Source organism: Kribbella sandramycini (assembly GCF_013131805.1).
Classification (GTDB): Bacteria; Actinomycetota; Actinomycetes; order Propionibacteriales; family Kribbellaceae; genus Kribbella; species Kribbella sandramycini.
Genome location: NZ_JABJRC010000001.1, coordinates 1,052,202 through 1,069,722, shown reverse-complemented (window position 1 = coordinate 1,069,722; position 17,521 = coordinate 1,052,202). Strand labels below are relative to the sequence as shown.

Here is a 17,521-nt window from a genome sequence, read left to right as displayed (position 1 = left end):
GCACTACCCTCGTGCTGAATATGAGACATCTTCTGTCCCATATTCTGAAGTCATGCGGGCGGACCGGTTGTTGCAGATCATCTTGTTGCTCCAGCGGCGCGGCCGGATCAGCGCAGGTGAGCTGGCCGAGCGGCTGGAGGTCTCGCGACGGACCGTCGTCCGCGACATGGAGGCGCTGTCGGCAGCAGGAGTGCCGGTGTACGCCGAACGCGGGCGGAACGGCGGATGCGTGTTGCTGCCGGGGTATCGGGCTGATGTCAGTGGGCTGACGGCGCGGGAGGCGCAGGCGTTGTTCGCCTGGTCGGGGCGGTCCGCCATGTCTGACGAGCTGGGGCTTCAGGGGCCGCTGAAGAGCGCAATGGGCAAGCTGGCGGCCACTCTGCCCACGGAGTTGCAGAGTGACGCCGAGGCGTTGTCTGGCTCGATCGTCGTGGACAGGCGGCGCTGGTTCGCCGATGCCGAGGACAACGGCGCACTGCCGGTGCTGCGGCAGGCAGTGGTGACGCAGCGACGCGTTCGGCTGCGCTATGCGTCGGCCAGTCAAGGGCTCCAGCGCCGGACGGTCGATCCTTGGGGTCTGGTCGAGCAAGCCGGCCGCTGGTACCTAGTAGCTGCGCATCGGGGCACAGCGCGGATGTACCGGGTCTCGCGAGTGCAGCAGGCAGATGTGTTGGAAGAGTCTGCGGCACGGCCTGACGGCTTGGATGTTCGGGCGGAGTGGGATCGGCTGCGGTCCAGCCTTGAGCAACAGGCGCCAGAGGGAGTGCGCGTCGAGGTCCGGGTGCGGCCGGAGCGAGCCGAGCTGTTCCGGCGGATCGCGACGCCGATGCTTGCCAAAGGCACCCTCATTGAGGAGGTGCCGTCGGACGACGAGTGGCCGCAGCTGCGGCTGGAGTTCCGGGTGCGCGAGGCGGCCTGCGGCGTCCTGCTGGCTTTCGGCGCCGACGCCGAAGTGCTGGAGCCGATCGACCTGAGGGCCCGGTTGCTGGAGCTGGCGAAACAGACCGTCGCGCTCTACAGCTGACTGCTGCGGACTCCCCGCCGCCGGTGACCACGTCGTGTCCCAGCACGATGGCGCTTCCGGCGGTCGGGGCGTCAGTCCTACAGCACCGGATCACTCTAATGCCCCAGAGTCCCACGACCGAATCACAGTCCGCGCACACCGGTTGCGATCACGTTGCGTTCGTTAATCCGTGGCGAGGCGCGCCCGGTATGGCTAGGGTCCGGGCATGACAGGGGTGCAGATCCGGCCAGTGACGGCCGATGACGCGGAGCGGGTCGCGGCACTGCGCCGGACCGTCTACGGGTACAAGGTTCTCTCGCCGGCGGCTACCCGGCACATGATCACGGTCTCGTCGCCGGCGGAGCGTTTTCGCGCCCTGGTGGCCGAACAGGACGGCGAGCTGGTCGCCTGGGGCTCGGGTGGGCTGAACACCTGGACCAGCGAGCCCGGCCAGGGCAACATCTCGATCTACGTGCACCACGACGCCCGGAACCAGGGCATCGGCAGCAGCCTGTCCGAACGTCTGCATCAGCATTTGACCGAGGTCGGCGCCACGCGGATCCGGATCTTCGCCCAGGCCGACGGTCTCGAGTTCGCGCGCAACCGAGGTTATGACGGCACCAGGCAGATGCACTTTGCCGGTGTCGAGACCGGCGTGCTGCCCGAGCAGCCGCCGACACCCGAGGGCATCACGCTGGTCGCGGTCGATCAGCTCGACCCGCGCCAGGCGTACGAGGCCGACACCGCGGCGTCCCTCGACGAGCCGGGTGACTCGCCGATCGACGCGGTCGACTACGACGACTGGCTGGGCGAGGTCTGGAACGGCCCCGCGCTGGACAAGTCGCTCAGCGTGGCGGCCATGGCCGGTGATCGGGTCGCGGCGTTCACCGCGGTCGAGACCGATGGCGATCGGGCCTGGTCCGGGATGACCGGCACGATCCCGGCGTACCGCGGGCAAGGCCTTGCCAAGCTGGTGAAGTCGGTTGCGCTGCGTCGCTGTGCGGCGGCCGGGGTGACATCGGCGTACACGTCGAACGACGACGAGAACGGGCCGATGCTTGCCGTGAACAACTGGCTCGGCTACCGCCGGGTGCAAACGGAGTATGTGCTGCTGCGCAGTCTGTGACCACTACAGGGTGTGCTGAGATCGACCTGTAACGTGACGATCTCTCCGGTTTTGCCCGGGGCACAGGTTATCTTCCGAGAACTTCGGTGAAGGAGTTCTTATGGAGATCAGGGCTGCCGAGGCAGGAGATCTGGAATCCGCGCTGGCGTTCCACGACGCGCAAGTTCCGTATTTGGTAGTCACAGCAGGCGATCTGAGCCGCCGGCTCGCCGCGCCGCCGGCGCCTGGGCAGGCGACGTACGCCGCGGTCGACGACGGTGAAGTGGTGGCCTGGGCAAGTACAGCGTTGACTCCCGGATCCGAACCGCTGGCGGGGGAGTTCCGCATCCTCGTCCGCCCCGACTACCGTCGCCGCGGCATCGGAGCCCAGTTGCTCGAAGCTGTACACGAAGAGTTTCGGCGCGCCGGCGCAACTATTGCCCGGGTCTTTGCCGAGCCCTCGGCGGCCGAGTGGGCCGCCCGCTGGGGCTACCGCCAGACCCGGCAGGTGCACTACGCGGGCATCGATCCGCGAAAGGCGCCGGATCGGCCCGGAGCACCGACCGGTGTCGAATTGATCCCGTTGAACGAAGTTGCCCCGCGCAAGCTGTACGCCGCCAACGAGGTTGCCCAGCGCACCAAACCCGGTGACGCCAAGATCACCTCCCAGCCGTACGACGACTGGTTGCAGAGCGTGTGGCACGCGCCCGCGGTGGTGCTCGACCTCGGGCTGGCCGCGGTCCTGGACGACGAGGTCATCGGGTTCACCCTCGCGCTCGGTGACCGCGAACGGCTCTGGTCCAAGATGACCGCCACGATGCCGGAGTTCCGGGGGCGCGGATTGGCCAAGCTGATCAAGGCCACGGCGCTGCACCGGGCCGCCGAAGCCGGCGTGCAGAGTTGCTACACCGCCAACTACGACGGCAATCTCCCGATGCTCGCCGTCAACGAGTGGCTCGGCTACTACCGCGTCGCCACGCACTCCGTCCTGGTCTGCGACCTCTAACGAACCAGCAGGACGACGGTCTCCGCGACACAGGCCGGTTTCGTGGAGCCCTCCAGCTCGATCACCCAGTTCAGCGAGACCTGGACGCCGGCCGGGGTCTCGGCCGTGTTCGCGATCGAAGCGCCCGCCCGGACCCGGGATCCGACCGGGACCGGCGTGGGGAAGCGGACCTTGTTGACGCCGTAGTTGAGTTTCGCGGTGACTCCGGAGACCGAGAACAGCTCGTCGCCGAAGCGCGCGATCAGGCTCAGCGTCAGGTAGCCGTGCGCGATCGTGCCGCCGTACGGGCCGGCCGCGGCGCGCTCGACGTCCACGTGGATCCACTGGTGGTCGCCGGTCGCGTCGGCGAACTGGTTCACCTGCTCCTGGGTGATCTCCAGCCAGTCGCTCTCGCCCAGCGTGGCGCCGACGGCGGCCACGACCTCGTCGACGCCGGTGAAGGACTTCGCCATCGTTCGCTCCTCAGTTCCGCGGGCCGCCGGCGACGTACAGGACCTGGCCGGAGACGAAGCCGGCCTCTTCGCTCGCGAAGAACGACGCCGCGGCGGCGATGTCGTCCGGTGTGCCGGTGCGCTGGACCGGGATCGACGCGGCGGTCGCCTTCTTGAACTCCTCGAAGTCGACGCCGACGCGGGCCGCGGTGGCCGCCGTCATGTCGGTCTCGATGAAGCCCGGGGCGATGGCGTTCGCGGTGACGCCGAACTTGCCCAGCTCGATCGCCAGCGTCTTGGCCAGACCCTGCAGGCCGGCCTTCGCGGAGGCGTAGTTCGCCTGGCCGCGGTTACCCAGCGCCGAGGTGGAGGACAGGAAGACCAGCCGGCCGTAACCCGCCTCGACCATGCGCGCCTGGACGGCCTTCGACATCAGGAAGCTGCCCTTGAGGTGGACGGACATCACCGTGTCCCAGTCGTCCTCGGACATCTTGAACAGCAGGTTGTCGCGGAGGACTCCGGCGTTGTTGATCAGAATGGTCGGCGCGCCGAGCTCGGCCACGACGCGCTCGACCGCGGCGGCCACCTGGTCGGACTTGCTGACGTCGGCGCCGACGGCGACGGCCTTGCCGCCCGCCTCGGTGATCGCCTTGACGGTGTCCGCGCAGGCGCCTTCGTCCAGGTCGAGGACGGCGACCGCGTTCCCGTCCTTGGCGAGCCGGAGCGCGACAGCCGCGCCGATTCCCCGGGCTGCCCCGGTCACGATCGCCACGCGCTGCTCGGTCATCGCTGCTCCCTACCCGTCGGTTTATGACTGCCGGGGATGACACTACCCACGCTGTGTCACACCGGTAGTCCTCCGGATGTAATGATCGTGGTGTGGATCATCACAACCGGCATGTCTACGAGTGTCAGCTGCGGTGGGGTGACATGGACGCGCTCGGGCACGTGAACAACGGCCGGTACGTCGACTACCTCCAGGACGCCCGGGTGGAGTTCATCTTCGCGACCGCGTCGAAAGCCGGGGTGGACACCCTCGAGACCGGGCTGGTGGTCTCCCGCTACGAGGTCCAGTACCGGGCGCCGCTGCACTACCGGCCCGAGCCGGTCCGGATCGAGCTGTGGATCAGCGAGATCAAGGCCGCGTCGTTCACGATCGACTACGAAATCGTCGACCTGGAGCCGGAGCGCCGCGTCTACGTCCAGGCCCGCTCGCGGCTGGTCCCGTTCGACTTCGACGCGAACCGCCTGCGCCGGATCACTCCGGCCGAGCGCGCGGTGCTGGACGGGCTGGTGGGCGCATGACGTTCAGCTACCCGATCGCCGTCCGCTGGTCGGACATCGACTCCTACGAGCATGTCAACAACGTCCGGTACTTCGACTATCTCCAGGAAGCCCGGATCGCGTTCCTGAGCACCGTCGTCGGCAGCCGGCAGTACTTCGACGACTACCCCTGCGTCCTGGTCAGCCAAACGCTCGACTACCTGCGCCCGATCGTCCTGCGGCCGCAGCCGTACGACGTCGACGTGTGGATCGAGGCGGTCGGGCGGACGTCGTACACGATCGGCTCCTCGATCGTCGACCGGAGTACCGGCGGTGCGGACGTGTACGCGAACGCGACGTCCGTGATCGTGGCTGTGGACGGCGAAACCCACGCCAAGCGGGAGCTGTTCGAGCCGGAACGGGCAGCCCTGCTCCGGAATATTCGGGCGGCTTGAGACACTGGTCTCGATATGAGTGAGCCACAGAGCTTCTACGACGCCGTGGGCGGTGCGGAGACGTTCCACCGGCTGGTGGCGGCGTTCTACCGCGGCGTCGCCGCTGACCCCGAGTTGCGGGCCATGTACCCCGAGGAGGACCTCGGTCCGGCCGAGGTGCGGTTCCGGATGTTCCTGGAGCAGTACTGGGGTGGTCCGCGCACGTACTCCGAGCAGCGGGGACACCCCCGGTTGCGGATGCGGCACGCGCCCTTCCCGGTGACGCCGAGCGCCCGGGACAGCTGGCTCGGTCACATGCGCGCCGCACTGGACGAGATCGCCCTGTCGCCCGCGCGGGACGAGGAGATCTGGAAGTACATGGTGATGGCCGCCCACAGCATGGTGAACACCGACGAACCGCAGTACCCCGGCGCGATCGACGTGTCCGGCCACTGAGTCTCAAGGAGACAACACGAGCATGGCAACCATTCGTACGGCCAAGGCGCACTGGGAAGGTTCGCTGATCGAGGGCGCCGGGCAGGTCAGCCTGGAGTCGTCCGGTGTCGGCACCTACGACGTGTCCTGGGCGTCCCGCGCGAACGACGCGAACGGTAAGACCAGCCCGGAAGAGCTGATCGCGGCCGCGCACGCGTCCTGCTTCTCGATGGCGCTGTCGCACGCGCTGACCGGCGCCGGCAACGCTCCGGAGGCGCTGGACACCCAGGCCGACGTCACGTTCCAGCCGGGTGAGGGCATCACCGGGATCAAGCTGTCGGTCAACGGCAAGGTCCCGGGCCTGACCGCCGACCAGTTCGCGGAGTTCGCCGAGGGCGCGAAGAAGAACTGCCCGGTCTCGCAGGCGCTGGCCGGCACCACCATCACGCTGGATGTCACCTTCACCGCCTGAACCACCCCGACGTACGACGGCGCCCCGGTCACCGCGACCGGGGCGCCGCTGTGTTCACTCCGCCGGGGCAGCGGGCTCCTGCGTCTCTTCGGCCTTCTCGGTGCCGCTGCCGACGCCGGACGAGCCGCTGCTCGCCGGGTCGCGGGTGGTCAGGTTTCCGACCCGGAGCACCTCGCCGTTGCGGACGTACCAGGTGGTGCCGTCCTCACCGCGCAGCGTGGTGATCCGCAGGCCGACGGCGACCACGGTGCCGGTCGCCTTCTCCATATCGATCAGGTCGCCGACGCCGTACTGGTCCTCGAAGATCATGAAGACGCCGGCCAGGAAGTCCTTGACCAGGGTCTGCGCGCCGAAGCCGAGGGCGACGCCGATGATGCTGGCGGAGGCGATCACCGGGAGGATGTTGAAGCCGAGCTCGGCCAGCACCATCACCACCAGGACGGCGGTCAGGATGATCGTCACCGCGCTGCAGAGCAGGGAGCCGATCGTCTCGGCGCGCTGGGCCCGGCGCTCGGTGGCCAGGGTGTTCTCGACGAAGTCCTGACCGAGGCGCGATTTGGCCAGCACGCCGGCCACGGCGCCGTTCCCGGTCTTGCGGGCGAACCGCCGGATCACCTTGTGCAGCACCCAGCGCAGCACGAAGAAACCGATGATCAGACCGGCGATCCGGGCCGGGACCATCACGATGTTGTCGGTCACTTCCAGCTTGCCGTCGTTACCCATCCGGAAGAAGGTTGGGAACGCCTCCGGCAGGGAAAGCAGGGGGTGACCGATCATGGACACAAGGTAACTGGTCAGAATAGGCATCTCGCCGCCCGATGATAGCGAGCTCCGCGTCGAGGATCACGGGGCCCGAAGAGTGACAAGGGAGACGGACGCATGGCCAGCCGGCTGGACGACGAGCTGCTCAGGCTCGTGAGCGCGGGCGTGCTGCGCCAGTACCAGGCCGACGCGCTGCGCGAGGCAGCCGACGCCGAAGTGACCGCCGCCCTGGCGGACCAGAGCCGGAAGCGGCCGGAGCCCCCGGCGCCGCCGCCCGCACCGCCGGTGAAACCGCGGACGCCGCCGGCTGCGACGCACACGAACGCGTTGGTCGAGGTGCTCGGCTACATCGGCGGTGCGCTGCTGCTCGGCGCTGTGGCGCTACTCACGCTGGCCAACTGGGGCGAGATGGGCCGTGCGGCCCGGATCAGTACCGGCACGAGCGCAGCGGTCGCCCTGCTCGGCTCTGCGGTCGTCCTGGCGCTCCTGAAGCGCCGGGAGACGCTCGCGTCGGCGCTGGCGTCACTCGGCTGCTGTGTGGCCGGCTTCGCGGCGTACGTCGCCATCGAGGGGGAGACCGGCCGGATCGTCGGCGTCGGGCTGGCGCTCGCGCTGGCCGTGGTGGGGCTCTGGCGGCTGGCCGGCTCGTCGTTGCTGGTGGCAACGTTCGGCATCCTGGCCGTGGGGGTTCTGGTGCTCACCTCGGATGTGCTGACGCCGTCGGACGGTTCCGGGGCGAACAGCGCCGGGATCGCCGGGACCGGGTTCATCCTGGTTGCGTTCGTGCTGGCGATGCTCGGCCTGGTCCGGGACCAGGTGACCGCGTGGTCGCTGGCTGGGGCCGCCATGTTCAGCTCGTCGATCTGCTGGCTGATCCAGGAGCGCGGCGAGATCATGGCGCTGGCGGTCGGTACGGCGGGCCCAGCGGCGCTGCTGGTCGCCTACGGGTTGCGGCGCGCTTCGGCGTACGCCGTGGTCGGTTGCTCGATTCTGCTGGTCATCTGGCCGACTGCGCTCTACCAGCTCACCGACAACGTCGCAGGTGTGGCGATCGGGCTGGTGGTGGCCAGTGTGGCGCTGCTGTTCGCTGTCTTGCTGCTGAGTCGGCGACGGGTGGCTAGCTGACACGGCGCTGCGTTACCCGCCAAGGGCCGGAATACGGCAGACTCGCTGAGGTGACTGCTCCCACTCCGGCCCTTGTCGAGCTAGCGGTTGCCCATGGTGTGGCGACGGAGTACTGGAACTGGCAAGGCGAGCATGTGATCGTCTCGACCGAGGTCGTCTCAGCAGTGCTCGCCGCACTCGGTGTTGACGCGTCGACGCCGGAGAAGGCCGCGCTGGCCCTTGCCGAGCACCAGGAGGCGCGCTGGCGGCGGACGCTGCCGCCGACCTTGGTGACGCGGGCCGGATGGACGCCGTGGTTCGCCGTCCATCTGCCGCACGGTTCTGCGGCCGAGGTGTGGGTGGATCTCGAGGACGGCGGTCAGCGCCGGGACATCCCGCAGCAGGACCACTGGGTCGAGCCGGAGTGGGTCGACGGCGTACAGGTCGGTGAAGCGACCTTCCAGCTGCCTGGCGATCTGCCGCTCGGCTACCACCGGCTGTGCGCTCGCATCGGTACCAACCCGGAGATCTCGGTCAGCACACTCATCGTCACCCCGGCCAAGCTGGAGCCGGAGAAGCTGCAGCGGACGTGGGGGTGGGTGCTCCAGCTGTACTCCGTCCGTTCGCGGCGCTCGTGGGGGATCGGCGACCTGCATGACCTGGCCGACCTCGCAGCGTGGTCCGCGAACGATCTGGGCGCCGGGTTCGTGCTGATCAACCCGCTGCATGCGGCGGAGCTGGCCGGCCGGATGGAGCCGTCGCCGTACCTACCGGCCTCCCGCCGGTTCGGAAACCCGATCTACCTGCGGATCGAGGACATCGACGAGTACGGCGACCTCGCACCGGCCGAGCGGGATCGCGTCCGCACGCTGAGTCTGCAGGCCCGAGCGCTGAGCGAGGACTCGAACGCGCTGGACCGCGACACCGTCTGGGCGACCAAGCGTGAGGCGCTGCAGTTGCTGTTCGGTGTCCGGCCCTCGATCGGCCGCATCGCTGAGTACGGCGCGTACTGCGATCGCGAGAGCCAGGGGCTGATCGACTTCGCGACCTGGGCGGCGCTGGCCGACGTCCACGGGCCGGAGTGGAGCAAGTGGCCCGAGGAGCTGCAGGAGCCGACCAGTCCGGCGGTCGTCGCATTCCGGAACGACAACCCGGACGCCGTCGAGTTCCACTGCTGGCTGCAGTGGCAGCTGGACGAGCAGCTCGGCCGCACCCAGGCGCGCGCGAAGGCAGCCGGTATGTCGCTGGGGATCGTTCACGACCTCGCGGTCGGCGTACACCCGGATGGCGCAGACGCGTGGGCGCTGCAGCACGTGCTGGCGTCCGGCATCCACGTAGGTGCACCGCCGGACGCTTTCAACCAGCAGGGCCAGGACTGGTCGCAGCCGCCGTGGCGGCCGAACGCCTTGGCCGAGACCGGGTACGCCGCCTGGCGGGATCTGGTGCGCGCTGTCATGCGCCATGGCGGCGGACTGCGGATGGACCACATCCTCGGCATGTTCCGGCTCTGGTGGGTCACCTCACCGGACCGGCCGACCGAGGGTACGTATGTCCGCTACGACCACGAGGCCCTGATCGGCATCCTGGTTCTGGAAGCCACCCGCGCTGGGGTGACCGTCGTGGGCGAGGATCTCGGCACTGTCGAGCCATGGGTGCGTGACTACCTGACCGAACGCGGCGTCCTCGGTACGTCGGTGCTGTGGTTCGAGCGGGATGCGGACGGCAAGCCGCTGGCGCCGGAGCGCTGGCGGGAGCTCTGCCTCGCCACAGTCACCACACACGACCTGCCACCGACGGCTGGTTACCTCGCGGGTGACCACGTCGAGCTGCGCAACCGCCTCGGTCTGCTGACCCGTCCGGTAGCAGAGGAGCTCGCCGTCGACGAGGCCGATCGGGACGCGTGGCTGGACGCGCTGCGCGAGCGGCACCTGCTCAGCTACCTCGACGGCGACGTCGAGCGCATCGTCGAGGCCCTGCATCAGTACGTCGCGCACACCCCGGCCAAGCTGGTTGGCGTCGCGCTGACGGACGCCGTCGGCGAACGCCGTACGCAGAACCAGCCCGGCACCACCGACGAGTACCCGAACTGGCGCGTCCCGCTCGGCGGCCCGGACGGTGAACCCGTCCTGATCGAGGACCTGCCGAACAATTTGCGCCTGCGCCGGCTGATCGGCGCATTAACGATCTAGTCGTCGCGACAAACGATCCTAGCTTTCCGTCATTTTCCGCTCACCCGCTGTTGACAATAGATTTGAAAGCTTGTTTTCTATTGCTCAATACGAAGGCGCCTTCCTTCACTGTCACCGCCCCCACAGTTGAAGGAGTTTCCGCATGCTGCGTTCCCGCAAGATCACCATGGCCGGTGTCGCCGTCGGCGCCCTGGCCCTCACCAGCACCCTGTTCACCGCCCCCCTGGCCTACGGCCACGGCTACACCAATTTCCCGGTCAGCCGGGCGAAGAACTGCCAGAGCGGCGTGGTCAAGGACTGTGGCCCGATCCAGTGGGAGCCGCAGAGCGTCGAGGGCCCGAAGGGCTTCCCCAGCGGCGGCCCCGCCGACGGCAGGCTCTGCTCGGGCGGCCTCGGTCAGTTCGGGCAGCTGGATGGTGTCCGGACGCCGGCCCCGGCCAACGCGGCCTGGCCTATCGCCGACACGAACAGGCTGAGCTCCGGTGCCACCTACACGTTCAGGTGGTGGCTGACCGCTCCGCATGCCACGACCGACTTCAAGTACTACATCACCAAGAACGGCTGGGATCAGAATGCTCCGCTGCGCCGGAGTTCGCTCGAGCTGACGCCCTTCTCGACCGTGCCGTACAACGGGCAGCGGCCGCCGAACGACTTCAGTCACCGGGCCACGCTTCCGGGCGGCAAGTCCGGCCGGCACATGATTCTGGCCGTGTGGACGATCCACGACACGGTCAACGCGTTCTATCAGTGCTCGGACGTGCAGTTCTGATCCTTCTGGGCTCGGCGCTCCTTGAAATGACCGCCCTCATTTCAAGGTGTGCGCCGGGCCCTGGGCGCTGCGCGGCGGCGCCGGAGTACTAGGCTGCGGCTGTGACTCCTCAGTTGGCCGGCCACACCTTGTGGGTGTTCGTCGGCATTCCTGTCCTCGTGATCGCGGTGGTGACGCTGCTGGTGTTCGCGTCGTCGATCGCGAGCGGGCCGCGGTACCGGCCGGGCCTGTCCTGGTGGGCGCCGCCGGTCTGGATCAACGGACCGGTCGCGACCAAGCCCGACCCGGCGAGCCTGCCCGAGCTGCCCGGCGCTTCCAGCGCCCCCGCGGCTGCCGGCGCCGGCGTCGCCCGTACCACCGGAGGCGCAAGTGCCAGTTGGTGACGCGTTCACGCCCGATCAGCTCTTCGACATCGAGCGCGCGGTCCGCAACGCCGAGGTGGCGTCCGGCCTGCACTTTTCGGTGTACGTCGGCGGTGCGGACTCCGAGACCCGTCCGTTCGCTCAGGAGCTGCTGAACGAGCTGGACGATCCGGACCACACCGTCCTGGTGTACGTCGACCCGGCGGGCCGCCGGCTCGAGATCGTCACTGGCGCCGAGGCGAAGCGCCAGCTGTCGGACACCGCGGCCGGTCTGGCTGCGCTGACGATGCAGACGTCTTTCGCCACCGGTGACCTCACCGGCGGTCTGGTGACCGGTGTGCAGCAGCTTGGCGCGAATGCGCACCAGGCACCGTTGCTGCACGCCAACGAGCCCCACAAGCAGTGACCCCGGCCCTGCAGCCGCACCGCATCGAGCTGGGCGACGTCGTACTGCGTCCGTTCGTTGCGTCCGACGAGGACGCGGTAGCGGAGGCGCTGCGGGACCGGGAAGTACTGCGCTGGACCGCGGGGACAGCGGTGATCCGCACCCCCGCGGCCCAGCGTGCCAGCCGCTGGCTGCAGCCGCGTCTGAACGCCTGGGCGCAGGGAAACGCGATCTTCGCGATCGCGGACCGCGCGACCGACTACGTCCTCGGCAACGTCGCACTACGCGACGTGCGCCGAGTCCCGGACCAGGCGGTCGCGGCGTACTGGGTCAACCCGGTAGCGCGCGGCCGGGCGATCGCCTCCCGCGCGCTGGACGCCGCGGCTCGTTGGGCCTTCGCACCCGACGGTCTCAACCTGCACCGCATCTCACTTGATCACGCGCTGGTCAACGAAGGCTCGTGCCGCGTCGCACTGCGTGCCGGTTTCCAACTGGAGGGCACGATGCGGGACTACTACGTCGAGCCGACCGGTGAGCGGCACGACTCACACCTGCATGCCCGGCTGGCGACGGATCAGCCGGCCGGCTCGTAGGTCGGGCACGCCGGGCTCCTGTAGGCCCGCTGCGTCCTGGGCGCCGCGCAGAAGTTGAGCATCTCCGCGGACGACGGTCCTGGCCCCAGGTAGACGACCCACGTGTTCAGGACCGGCTCGCCGCTGCTGTTCGCGAAACCCGGGTACTGCCCGTTCACCAGCATCGCTTTGGCAGGGACTCCGGAGCGGTTGATCTTCGTCGCGGTGTCCTTCGCGAGCCGGCCCGCATCCAGCCCGCCGTCGGCCGTGTACTTCTCCAGGACGACGATCCACTGCCCGGCCTTGAATCCGGGCGACTCCGGACCGGTGTTCACCGGCGCGGCCGAGGTGGTTGTCGGCTTCCCGGCGGAGCGGCTGGCCGGTGGCTTCCGATCGGCCTTCGTCGCGACGCTCGGATGCGCGCTCGGCGTCGCCGAGGTGGTCGGAGTGTCCTCCGGTGCGACGCCCAGCGCCGAGTTGTCCGGAGCTGCCGGCGCCCCTCTGGTCAGGATGAAGGCGAACGCGGCCGTCATCGCGGCGGCGGCCACGACGGCGGCTCCGATCGCGCTGCGCGACCGTTGCGGTTTTCGCTTACGGCGATGTGATGTCACGGCAAGGGCCCCTCCCCGGACTCCCTTGTACTTCTCCTCAGCCTGCAGCCTAGACGGAAGTGCCGCAGAAGTGAGCCCCGCTCAGGTGGCGAGAATCTCCTTCTGCACAAGGGAATCGCGGTCTGCATACACTTCCTCACGCTGTGCCGACCAGCAATCGTTTGATCCCTACAGGTCGCGTTCGCGCTACCACTGTCCGGGTCTGGAGGCGATGGTGGCGACCAGAACGCGCTGAGAGCGTCGGTGTATGAGAAAACAGCTTTTCGCCGCCGTACTGACGCTGGCCGCACTGGCTGCCCCACTGAGTGCCCAGGCTGGCCGGTCCACGCTGCAGAAGGACGCCGACGCGATTACCGCTACTGGCGTGACCGGCGTGCTGGCACGGTCGACGACGCCGCACGGCTCGCGCACCGCTGTCAGCGGCGTTTCGGTGCTCGGCGGGCACGCACCGCGACCGGACGGTCGCTTTCGGATCGGCAGCACGAACAAGGTTCTGGTTGGGACAGTGGTGCTCCAGTTGGTGGCGGAGCGTCGTCTGCGGCTGGAGGACCCGGTCGAGAAGTACCTGCCCGGTCTGGTCCAGGGCGACGGCTACAACGGCCACAAGATCACCATCCGCCAGTTGCTCCAGCACACGGCCGGCATCTACGACGGCAACTTCCCCAGCATCGAGAGCGCAGAGGAGTACTACGAACGTCGCTACCGCGTCCACACCGAAGAGGAGATCGTGAAGGCCGGTCTGAGCCACCCGCCGGAATCCCAGCCCGGTGACCGCTTCGACTACTCCAACACCGGCTACGACCTGGTCGGTCTGGTCATCAAAGCCGCCACCGGCCGCACCTGGCACGAAGAGGTCGACCGACGGATCGTCCGGCCGCTGCGCCTGCGGGACACCTACTTCCCGCGCACGAACCCCCGCATCGCCGGCCCACACGCCCACTCGTACACGCGCTTCACTCCCGGCGTGTACACCGACACCACCGAGCTGATCGACGCCGACGCGTCCGGCGGCTACATCTCCACCCTCAAGGACCTGGACCGAATCGTCCGATCCATCTTCGACGGCAAACTGCTCAAGCCAGCCCAGCTGCGCGAACTAAAGGCCACCGTGCCAGTCAGCGGTACCAGCGCAGAGCTATGGCCCGACGCGCGTTACGGCCTCGGCGTGTTCTCCCGCTCGCTCCCGTGCGGCGGCACGATCTGGATGCCCAGCGGCGACCAGATCGGCTTCCGAACCCGCACCGCAGTCACCGCAGACGGCAAACGCAGTGTCGTACTCTCCATGTCCTCACAACTATTCGACTCCCCAGAAGCCGTAGCCGCCCAAGAAAAGGCCGCCAGCAAGCTCATAGACGACCAGCTCTGCCGCTAGACGCCGGATGGGATGCCGTCGAGTTTTGGTTGGGGGCGGGTGTCGAGTGCGTCTTCCAGCCAGGCGTCTACGTCGACGCTGTTGCTGAGGATGTGCTCGACGTAGGCGGCGCGTTCGTGGCTGAGCACCTCCAGCTCCCAGACGCAGGGTGCGGCGCCGAGTGGGGCTGGGCGTAGGTCGTCGACGTCGTGGCCGCTGAAGAGGCTGAGTCGGGACTGGAAGTCCTTGGACCAGCTCTGGACGACCAGGTAGATCCCGTCGTCTCCCAGGTGCAGTACGACGACGGCCAGGCCGACGGCGCCCATGGCGTCGTCGAAGTCGAGTTGGCGGCTCGCTGTGGTGCGGGCGAGGGCGACCATGTGGTCGTCCCATTGCCGTCCGCGGGCGGTGATGATGTACGGCTTTACCAGGCGGTGCGGGTCTCGCCAGGGGAGCAGGGGAGTGATCGGGCGTGGGCGGTACGCCTCGGCAAGTCCGGTCAGCGCAACAGCGGCCGCACCGGCCAGGGCGGGGTCAGAGGCAGGCATCCCCTCTGTTCTACCCCGGCCGGGTGCGGACTGTCTTGTTCCGGTCCGATCAGCTCGCGTCGCGGACCTGCGCGGCGATCGCGCGCGTCAGGTCGTCCTGCGCCTCGCTGACGTAGCGCCGGGTCGGCGCGTCGACCGTCGCCGACTCGGCGGCCAGCCAGTCGGTGAGCGCGTCCAGCGCGGACTGCTCGGCCAGGTTGCGCGGGGACAGGTAGACCAGCACGTTCTCGCCCATGGACGAGCCGAGCCGGGTGTAGACGTCCTTGGCCGCGCTCAGGTACTTGCCGACGTACGGACGCAGCAACTCTTCCTGGCCGGGCTGCTGGAAGCCGAGGATGGTCCGGTACTGCGTCTCGTTCGGAGTGTCGTCCGACTCGACGGCGATCCGCCAGGCCTCCTCCTTCGCCTCGGCCGTCGGCCGCGCGGCGCGGGCCTGCGCGGCCCGCTCCTGACCGGTGATCGTGGTGTCCCGGGTCAGCTCGTCGTCGATCTCGTCGGCGCCGACGCGGCCCAGCCGGGCCAGAGCGACGATCAGAGTCCAGCGCAGGTCGGTGTCGACGACCAGGCCGGTCGGCAGGTCGCGGCCATCGAGCCAGGCGGCCAGCCGGTCCGCACCGGCGTCCGAGAACACTGCACTGGTGTAGGCGCGCGCAAACGCGAGCTGGTGGTCGCTACCGGCTTCGGCCTCCGCCAGCAAGCTCGCCAGCGCCACCTCGAACTGTGCCCGCAGGGCGGGCCGGTTCGCCGGGGCGGCGTACAGGTTGATGGCGCTGGTGGCCTGGCCGAGCAGGGAGCGGACGCCAGTCAGGTCGGTCTCGGCCCGGATGCCGCGCAGCACGATGCCGACGTACTGGCTGGCCGGCATCTCGGCGTCGCGGGTCATGTCCCAGGCAGCGCCCCAGGCCAGCGCCCGCGGCAGTGACTCGGTCAGCTGGTCGATCGACTCGACCAGAGTCGCCCGGGAGCGCTCGTCCAGCCGGATCTTGGCGTAGGTGAGGTCGTCGTCGTTCAGCAGGACCAGATCGGGCTGCGTCGCGCCGACCAGCTCCGGCAGGTCGGTGCGGGCGCCGTCGATGTCCACCTCGAACCGCTCGGTGCGGACCAGCCCCTCGTCGGTGCGCCGGTACAGGCCGACGGCCAGCCGGTGCGGACGCAGCGTCGGGTAGGTCTCGATCGCAGTCTGCTCGATGGCGAACGACGTGAACGCACCGGCGTCGTCGACGGCGAAGTCGGCGCGCAGCGTGTTCACACCGGCCGTGCGCAGCCAGCGCTCGGTCCAGTCGTCGAGGTCCCGGCCGGACGCCTTCTCCAGCGGCTTCAGCAGGTCGGTCAGCTCGGTGTTGCCGAACGCGTGGTCGGCGAAGTACTCCTTCAGTGCGGTGATGAAGGTGTCCTCACCGACGAACGCCACCAGTTGCCGCAGCGTGGACGCGCCCTTGGCGTAGGTGATGCCGTCGAAGTTCACCTCGACGGCGTGGAAGTCGACCATGTCGGCCGCGATCGGGTGCGTCGAGGGCAGCTGGTCCTGCCGGTAGGCCCAGTTCTTCCGGGCGTTGCAGAACGTGGTCCAGGCGCCGGCGTACTTCGTGGTGGCGGTGGCCTGCGCCCAGTGCGACGCCCACTCGGCGAACGACTCGTTCAGCCAGAGGTCGTCCCACCAGGTCATCGTGACCAGGTCGCCGAACCACATGTGCGCCAGCTCGTGCAGAACGGTGTTGGCGCGGCTCTCCAGCTCCGCGTGTGTGGTGCGGCTGCGGAAGATGTACTCGTCCCGCAGGGTGACGCAGCCGGCGTTCTCCATCGCGCCCATGTTGTACTCCGGCACGAAGGCCTGGTCGTACTTGTGGAACGGGTACGGCGTGCCGAAGGCCCGCTCGAACAGCGCGAAGCCCTGCTTGGTCACCTCGAACAGGTCCTCGGTGTCGAGGGCCTCCTTGAGCGACGGGCGGCACAGCAGCGACAGCGGGTACGTGCCGTGCGGGCCTTCGTAGCAGTCGGTGACCACGTGGTACGGACCGGCCACCACAGCGGTGATGTACGTCGACATCCGCTCTGTCGGCGGGAACTCCCAGCGGGCCAGCTCCTCACCGCTCGGACCGGCGTACGGCGTCGGCTCGGGCGTGGGGGAGTTCGAGATGACGACCCAGCGGGCCGGCGCGGAGACGGTGAAGGTGAATGGCGCCTTCAGGTTCGGCTGCTCGAAGGTCGCGAAGACGCGGCGGGCGTCCGGCACCTCGAACTGGGTGTAGAGGTAGGTCTCCTTGTCGGCCGGGTCGACCGAGCGGTGCAGCCCTTCGCCGGTGCGCGAGTACAGACAGTCGGCGACCACGCGCAGCTCGTTGCGCTCGGCCAGCCCGTCGAGCTGGATCCGGGCGCCGTCGTACACCGCGTCCGGCGCCAGGGAGCGGCCGTTCAGCGTCACCTCGCGGACCTGGTCCGCGATCAGGTCGGCGAACGTGCTCGCGCCGTCCGTCGCGGTGAAGGTGATCGTGGTCACGGACGGGAAGGTCGGCGCTCCGCCGGGGGCGTTGGTCAGGTCGAGCTCGATCGCGTAGCTGACATCGCTGACCACGCCGGCACGGGTACGCGCCTCGTCGCGCGTGAGGTTGGTTCCAGGCATATCGGCATCCTATGCACCTGTTCCGCGCAGTGGCCGACGGTTTCCCCGCGACATCCGCCGATGGATACCAACCCGGTATCTGGTTCTTCAAGTTTGTAT

General features: G+C 68.7%; 20 protein-coding genes. 14 read left to right on the top strand and 6 right to left on the bottom strand.

The window, feature by feature from the left end:
- The first annotated feature begins 52 nt into the window (after positions 1–52).
- The 3 genes from HPO96_RS04670 to HPO96_RS04660 all read left to right on the top strand — a co-directional run bounded on the left by HPO96_RS04670 (position 53) and on the right by HPO96_RS04660 (position 3,114).
- Positions 53–1,024: a helix-turn-helix transcriptional regulator gene (locus HPO96_RS04670; RefSeq protein WP_171671270.1), complete on the top strand. Its 972-nt coding sequence runs from the start codon at positions 53–55 to the stop codon at positions 1,022–1,024.
- Positions 1,025–1,229: 205 nt separating this feature from the next.
- Positions 1,230–2,129, top strand: a complete 900-nt coding sequence (locus tag HPO96_RS04665; RefSeq protein ID WP_202885487.1) for a GNAT family N-acetyltransferase — start codon at positions 1,230–1,232, stop codon at positions 2,127–2,129.
- 100 nt (positions 2,130–2,229) lie between these two features.
- Positions 2,230–3,114, top strand: a complete 885-nt coding sequence (locus HPO96_RS04660; protein WP_171671268.1) for a GNAT family N-acetyltransferase — start codon at positions 2,230–2,232, stop codon at positions 3,112–3,114.
- On the opposite strand, the gene HPO96_RS04655 is transcribed toward HPO96_RS04660, so the two are convergent.
- Complete coding sequence (locus tag HPO96_RS04655; protein ID WP_171671267.1) at positions 3,111–3,566, bottom strand: MaoC family dehydratase; 456 nt, start codon at positions 3,564–3,566, stop codon at positions 3,111–3,113. The two genes, HPO96_RS04660 and HPO96_RS04655, sit on opposite strands and share 4 nt — an antisense overlap.
- A gap of 10 nt (positions 3,567–3,576) precedes the next feature.
- Complete coding sequence (locus HPO96_RS04650) at positions 3,577–4,332, bottom strand: SDR family oxidoreductase (protein ID WP_171671265.1); 756 nt, start codon at positions 4,330–4,332, stop codon at positions 3,577–3,579.
- Between the two features lie 92 nt (positions 4,333–4,424).
- Here HPO96_RS04650 and HPO96_RS04645 point away from each other — a divergent pair, with 92 nt between their 5' ends.
- From HPO96_RS04645 to HPO96_RS04630, 4 genes are read left to right on the top strand one after another with little or no spacing between them, the layout of a single operon-like run.
- A complete protein-coding gene (locus HPO96_RS04645; RefSeq protein ID WP_337796507.1) occupies positions 4,425–4,850 on the top strand; it encodes an acyl-CoA thioesterase in 426 nt (141 codons plus the stop codon).
- Positions 4,847–5,263 (top strand): acyl-CoA thioesterase, encoded by a 417-nt coding sequence (locus HPO96_RS04640; protein ID WP_171671263.1) that lies wholly within the window; start codon positions 4,847–4,849, stop codon positions 5,261–5,263. Before HPO96_RS04645 ends, HPO96_RS04640 begins: the two co-directional genes overlap by 4 nt.
- Before the next feature lie 15 nt (positions 5,264–5,278).
- Positions 5,279–5,698, top strand: coding sequence for a globin (locus HPO96_RS04635; RefSeq protein WP_171671262.1), 420 nt, complete (start codon positions 5,279–5,281; stop codon positions 5,696–5,698).
- A gap of 22 nt (positions 5,699–5,720) precedes the next feature.
- A complete protein-coding gene (locus HPO96_RS04630; protein WP_171671260.1) occupies positions 5,721–6,149 on the top strand; it encodes an OsmC family protein in 429 nt (142 codons plus the stop codon).
- A gap of 54 nt (positions 6,150–6,203) precedes the next feature.
- Here the strand turns inward: HPO96_RS04630 and HPO96_RS04625 are convergent, their stop codons facing one another.
- The gene (locus tag HPO96_RS04625; protein ID WP_238354696.1) at positions 6,204–6,926 is read right to left on the bottom strand and encodes a mechanosensitive ion channel family protein; all 723 of its coding nucleotides are present in this window, start codon (positions 6,924–6,926) and stop codon (positions 6,204–6,206) included.
- Between the two features lie 102 nt (positions 6,927–7,028).
- On the opposite strand from HPO96_RS04625, the gene HPO96_RS04620 reads away from it, so the two are divergent.
- The 6 genes from HPO96_RS04620 to HPO96_RS04595 all read left to right on the top strand — a co-directional run bounded on the left by HPO96_RS04620 (position 7,029) and on the right by HPO96_RS04595 (position 12,313).
- Positions 7,029–8,036, top strand: a complete 1,008-nt coding sequence (locus HPO96_RS04620) for a hypothetical protein (protein ID WP_171671256.1) — start codon at positions 7,029–7,031, stop codon at positions 8,034–8,036.
- A gap of 50 nt (positions 8,037–8,086) precedes the next feature.
- Complete coding sequence (gene malQ, locus HPO96_RS04615) at positions 8,087–10,204, top strand: 4-alpha-glucanotransferase (protein ID WP_171671255.1); 2,118 nt, start codon at positions 8,087–8,089, stop codon at positions 10,202–10,204.
- A 142-nt stretch (positions 10,205–10,346) separates the two neighbouring features.
- The gene (locus tag HPO96_RS04610; RefSeq protein ID WP_171671253.1) at positions 10,347–10,973 is read left to right on the top strand and encodes a lytic polysaccharide monooxygenase auxiliary activity family 9 protein; all 627 of its coding nucleotides are present in this window, start codon (positions 10,347–10,349) and stop codon (positions 10,971–10,973) included.
- 101 nt (positions 10,974–11,074) lie between these two features.
- Entirely contained in the window at positions 11,075–11,356 is a 282-nt protein-coding gene (ctaJ, locus tag HPO96_RS04605) for an aa3-type cytochrome oxidase subunit CtaJ (protein ID WP_171671252.1), read from the top strand.
- Complete coding sequence (locus HPO96_RS04600; protein WP_171671250.1) at positions 11,343–11,741, top strand: DUF5130 family protein; 399 nt, start codon at positions 11,343–11,345, stop codon at positions 11,739–11,741. Before ctaJ ends, HPO96_RS04600 begins: the two co-directional genes overlap by 14 nt.
- Positions 11,738–12,313: a GNAT family N-acetyltransferase gene (locus HPO96_RS04595; protein ID WP_171671248.1), complete on the top strand. Its 576-nt coding sequence runs from the start codon at positions 11,738–11,740 to the stop codon at positions 12,311–12,313. Before HPO96_RS04600 ends, HPO96_RS04595 begins: the two co-directional genes overlap by 4 nt.
- Here the strand turns inward: HPO96_RS04595 and HPO96_RS04590 are convergent.
- On the bottom strand, positions 12,295–12,903 hold the full coding sequence (locus HPO96_RS04590; protein WP_171671246.1) for a hypothetical protein: 609 nt from the start codon (positions 12,901–12,903) through the stop codon (positions 12,295–12,297). The genes HPO96_RS04595 and HPO96_RS04590 overlap by 19 nt on opposite strands.
- A gap of 247 nt (positions 12,904–13,150) precedes the next feature.
- Here HPO96_RS04590 and HPO96_RS04585 point away from each other — a divergent pair, with 247 nt between their 5' ends.
- Positions 13,151–14,275: a serine hydrolase domain-containing protein gene (locus HPO96_RS04585; RefSeq protein WP_171671244.1), complete on the top strand. Its 1,125-nt coding sequence runs from the start codon at positions 13,151–13,153 to the stop codon at positions 14,273–14,275.
- On the opposite strand, the gene HPO96_RS04580 is transcribed toward HPO96_RS04585, so the two are convergent.
- Positions 14,272–14,802 carry a hypothetical protein gene (locus HPO96_RS04580; protein WP_171671242.1) on the bottom strand — a complete coding sequence of 177 codons (531 nt, stop codon included), beginning with the start codon at positions 14,800–14,802 and terminating at the stop codon, positions 14,272–14,274. The genes HPO96_RS04585 and HPO96_RS04580 overlap by 4 nt on opposite strands.
- A 49-nt stretch (positions 14,803–14,851) precedes the next feature.
- On the bottom strand, positions 14,852–17,422 hold the full coding sequence (gene pepN / locus HPO96_RS04575) for an aminopeptidase N (RefSeq protein ID WP_171671241.1): 2,571 nt from the start codon (positions 17,420–17,422) through the stop codon (positions 14,852–14,854).
- Positions 17,423–17,521: the final 99 nt, after the last annotated feature.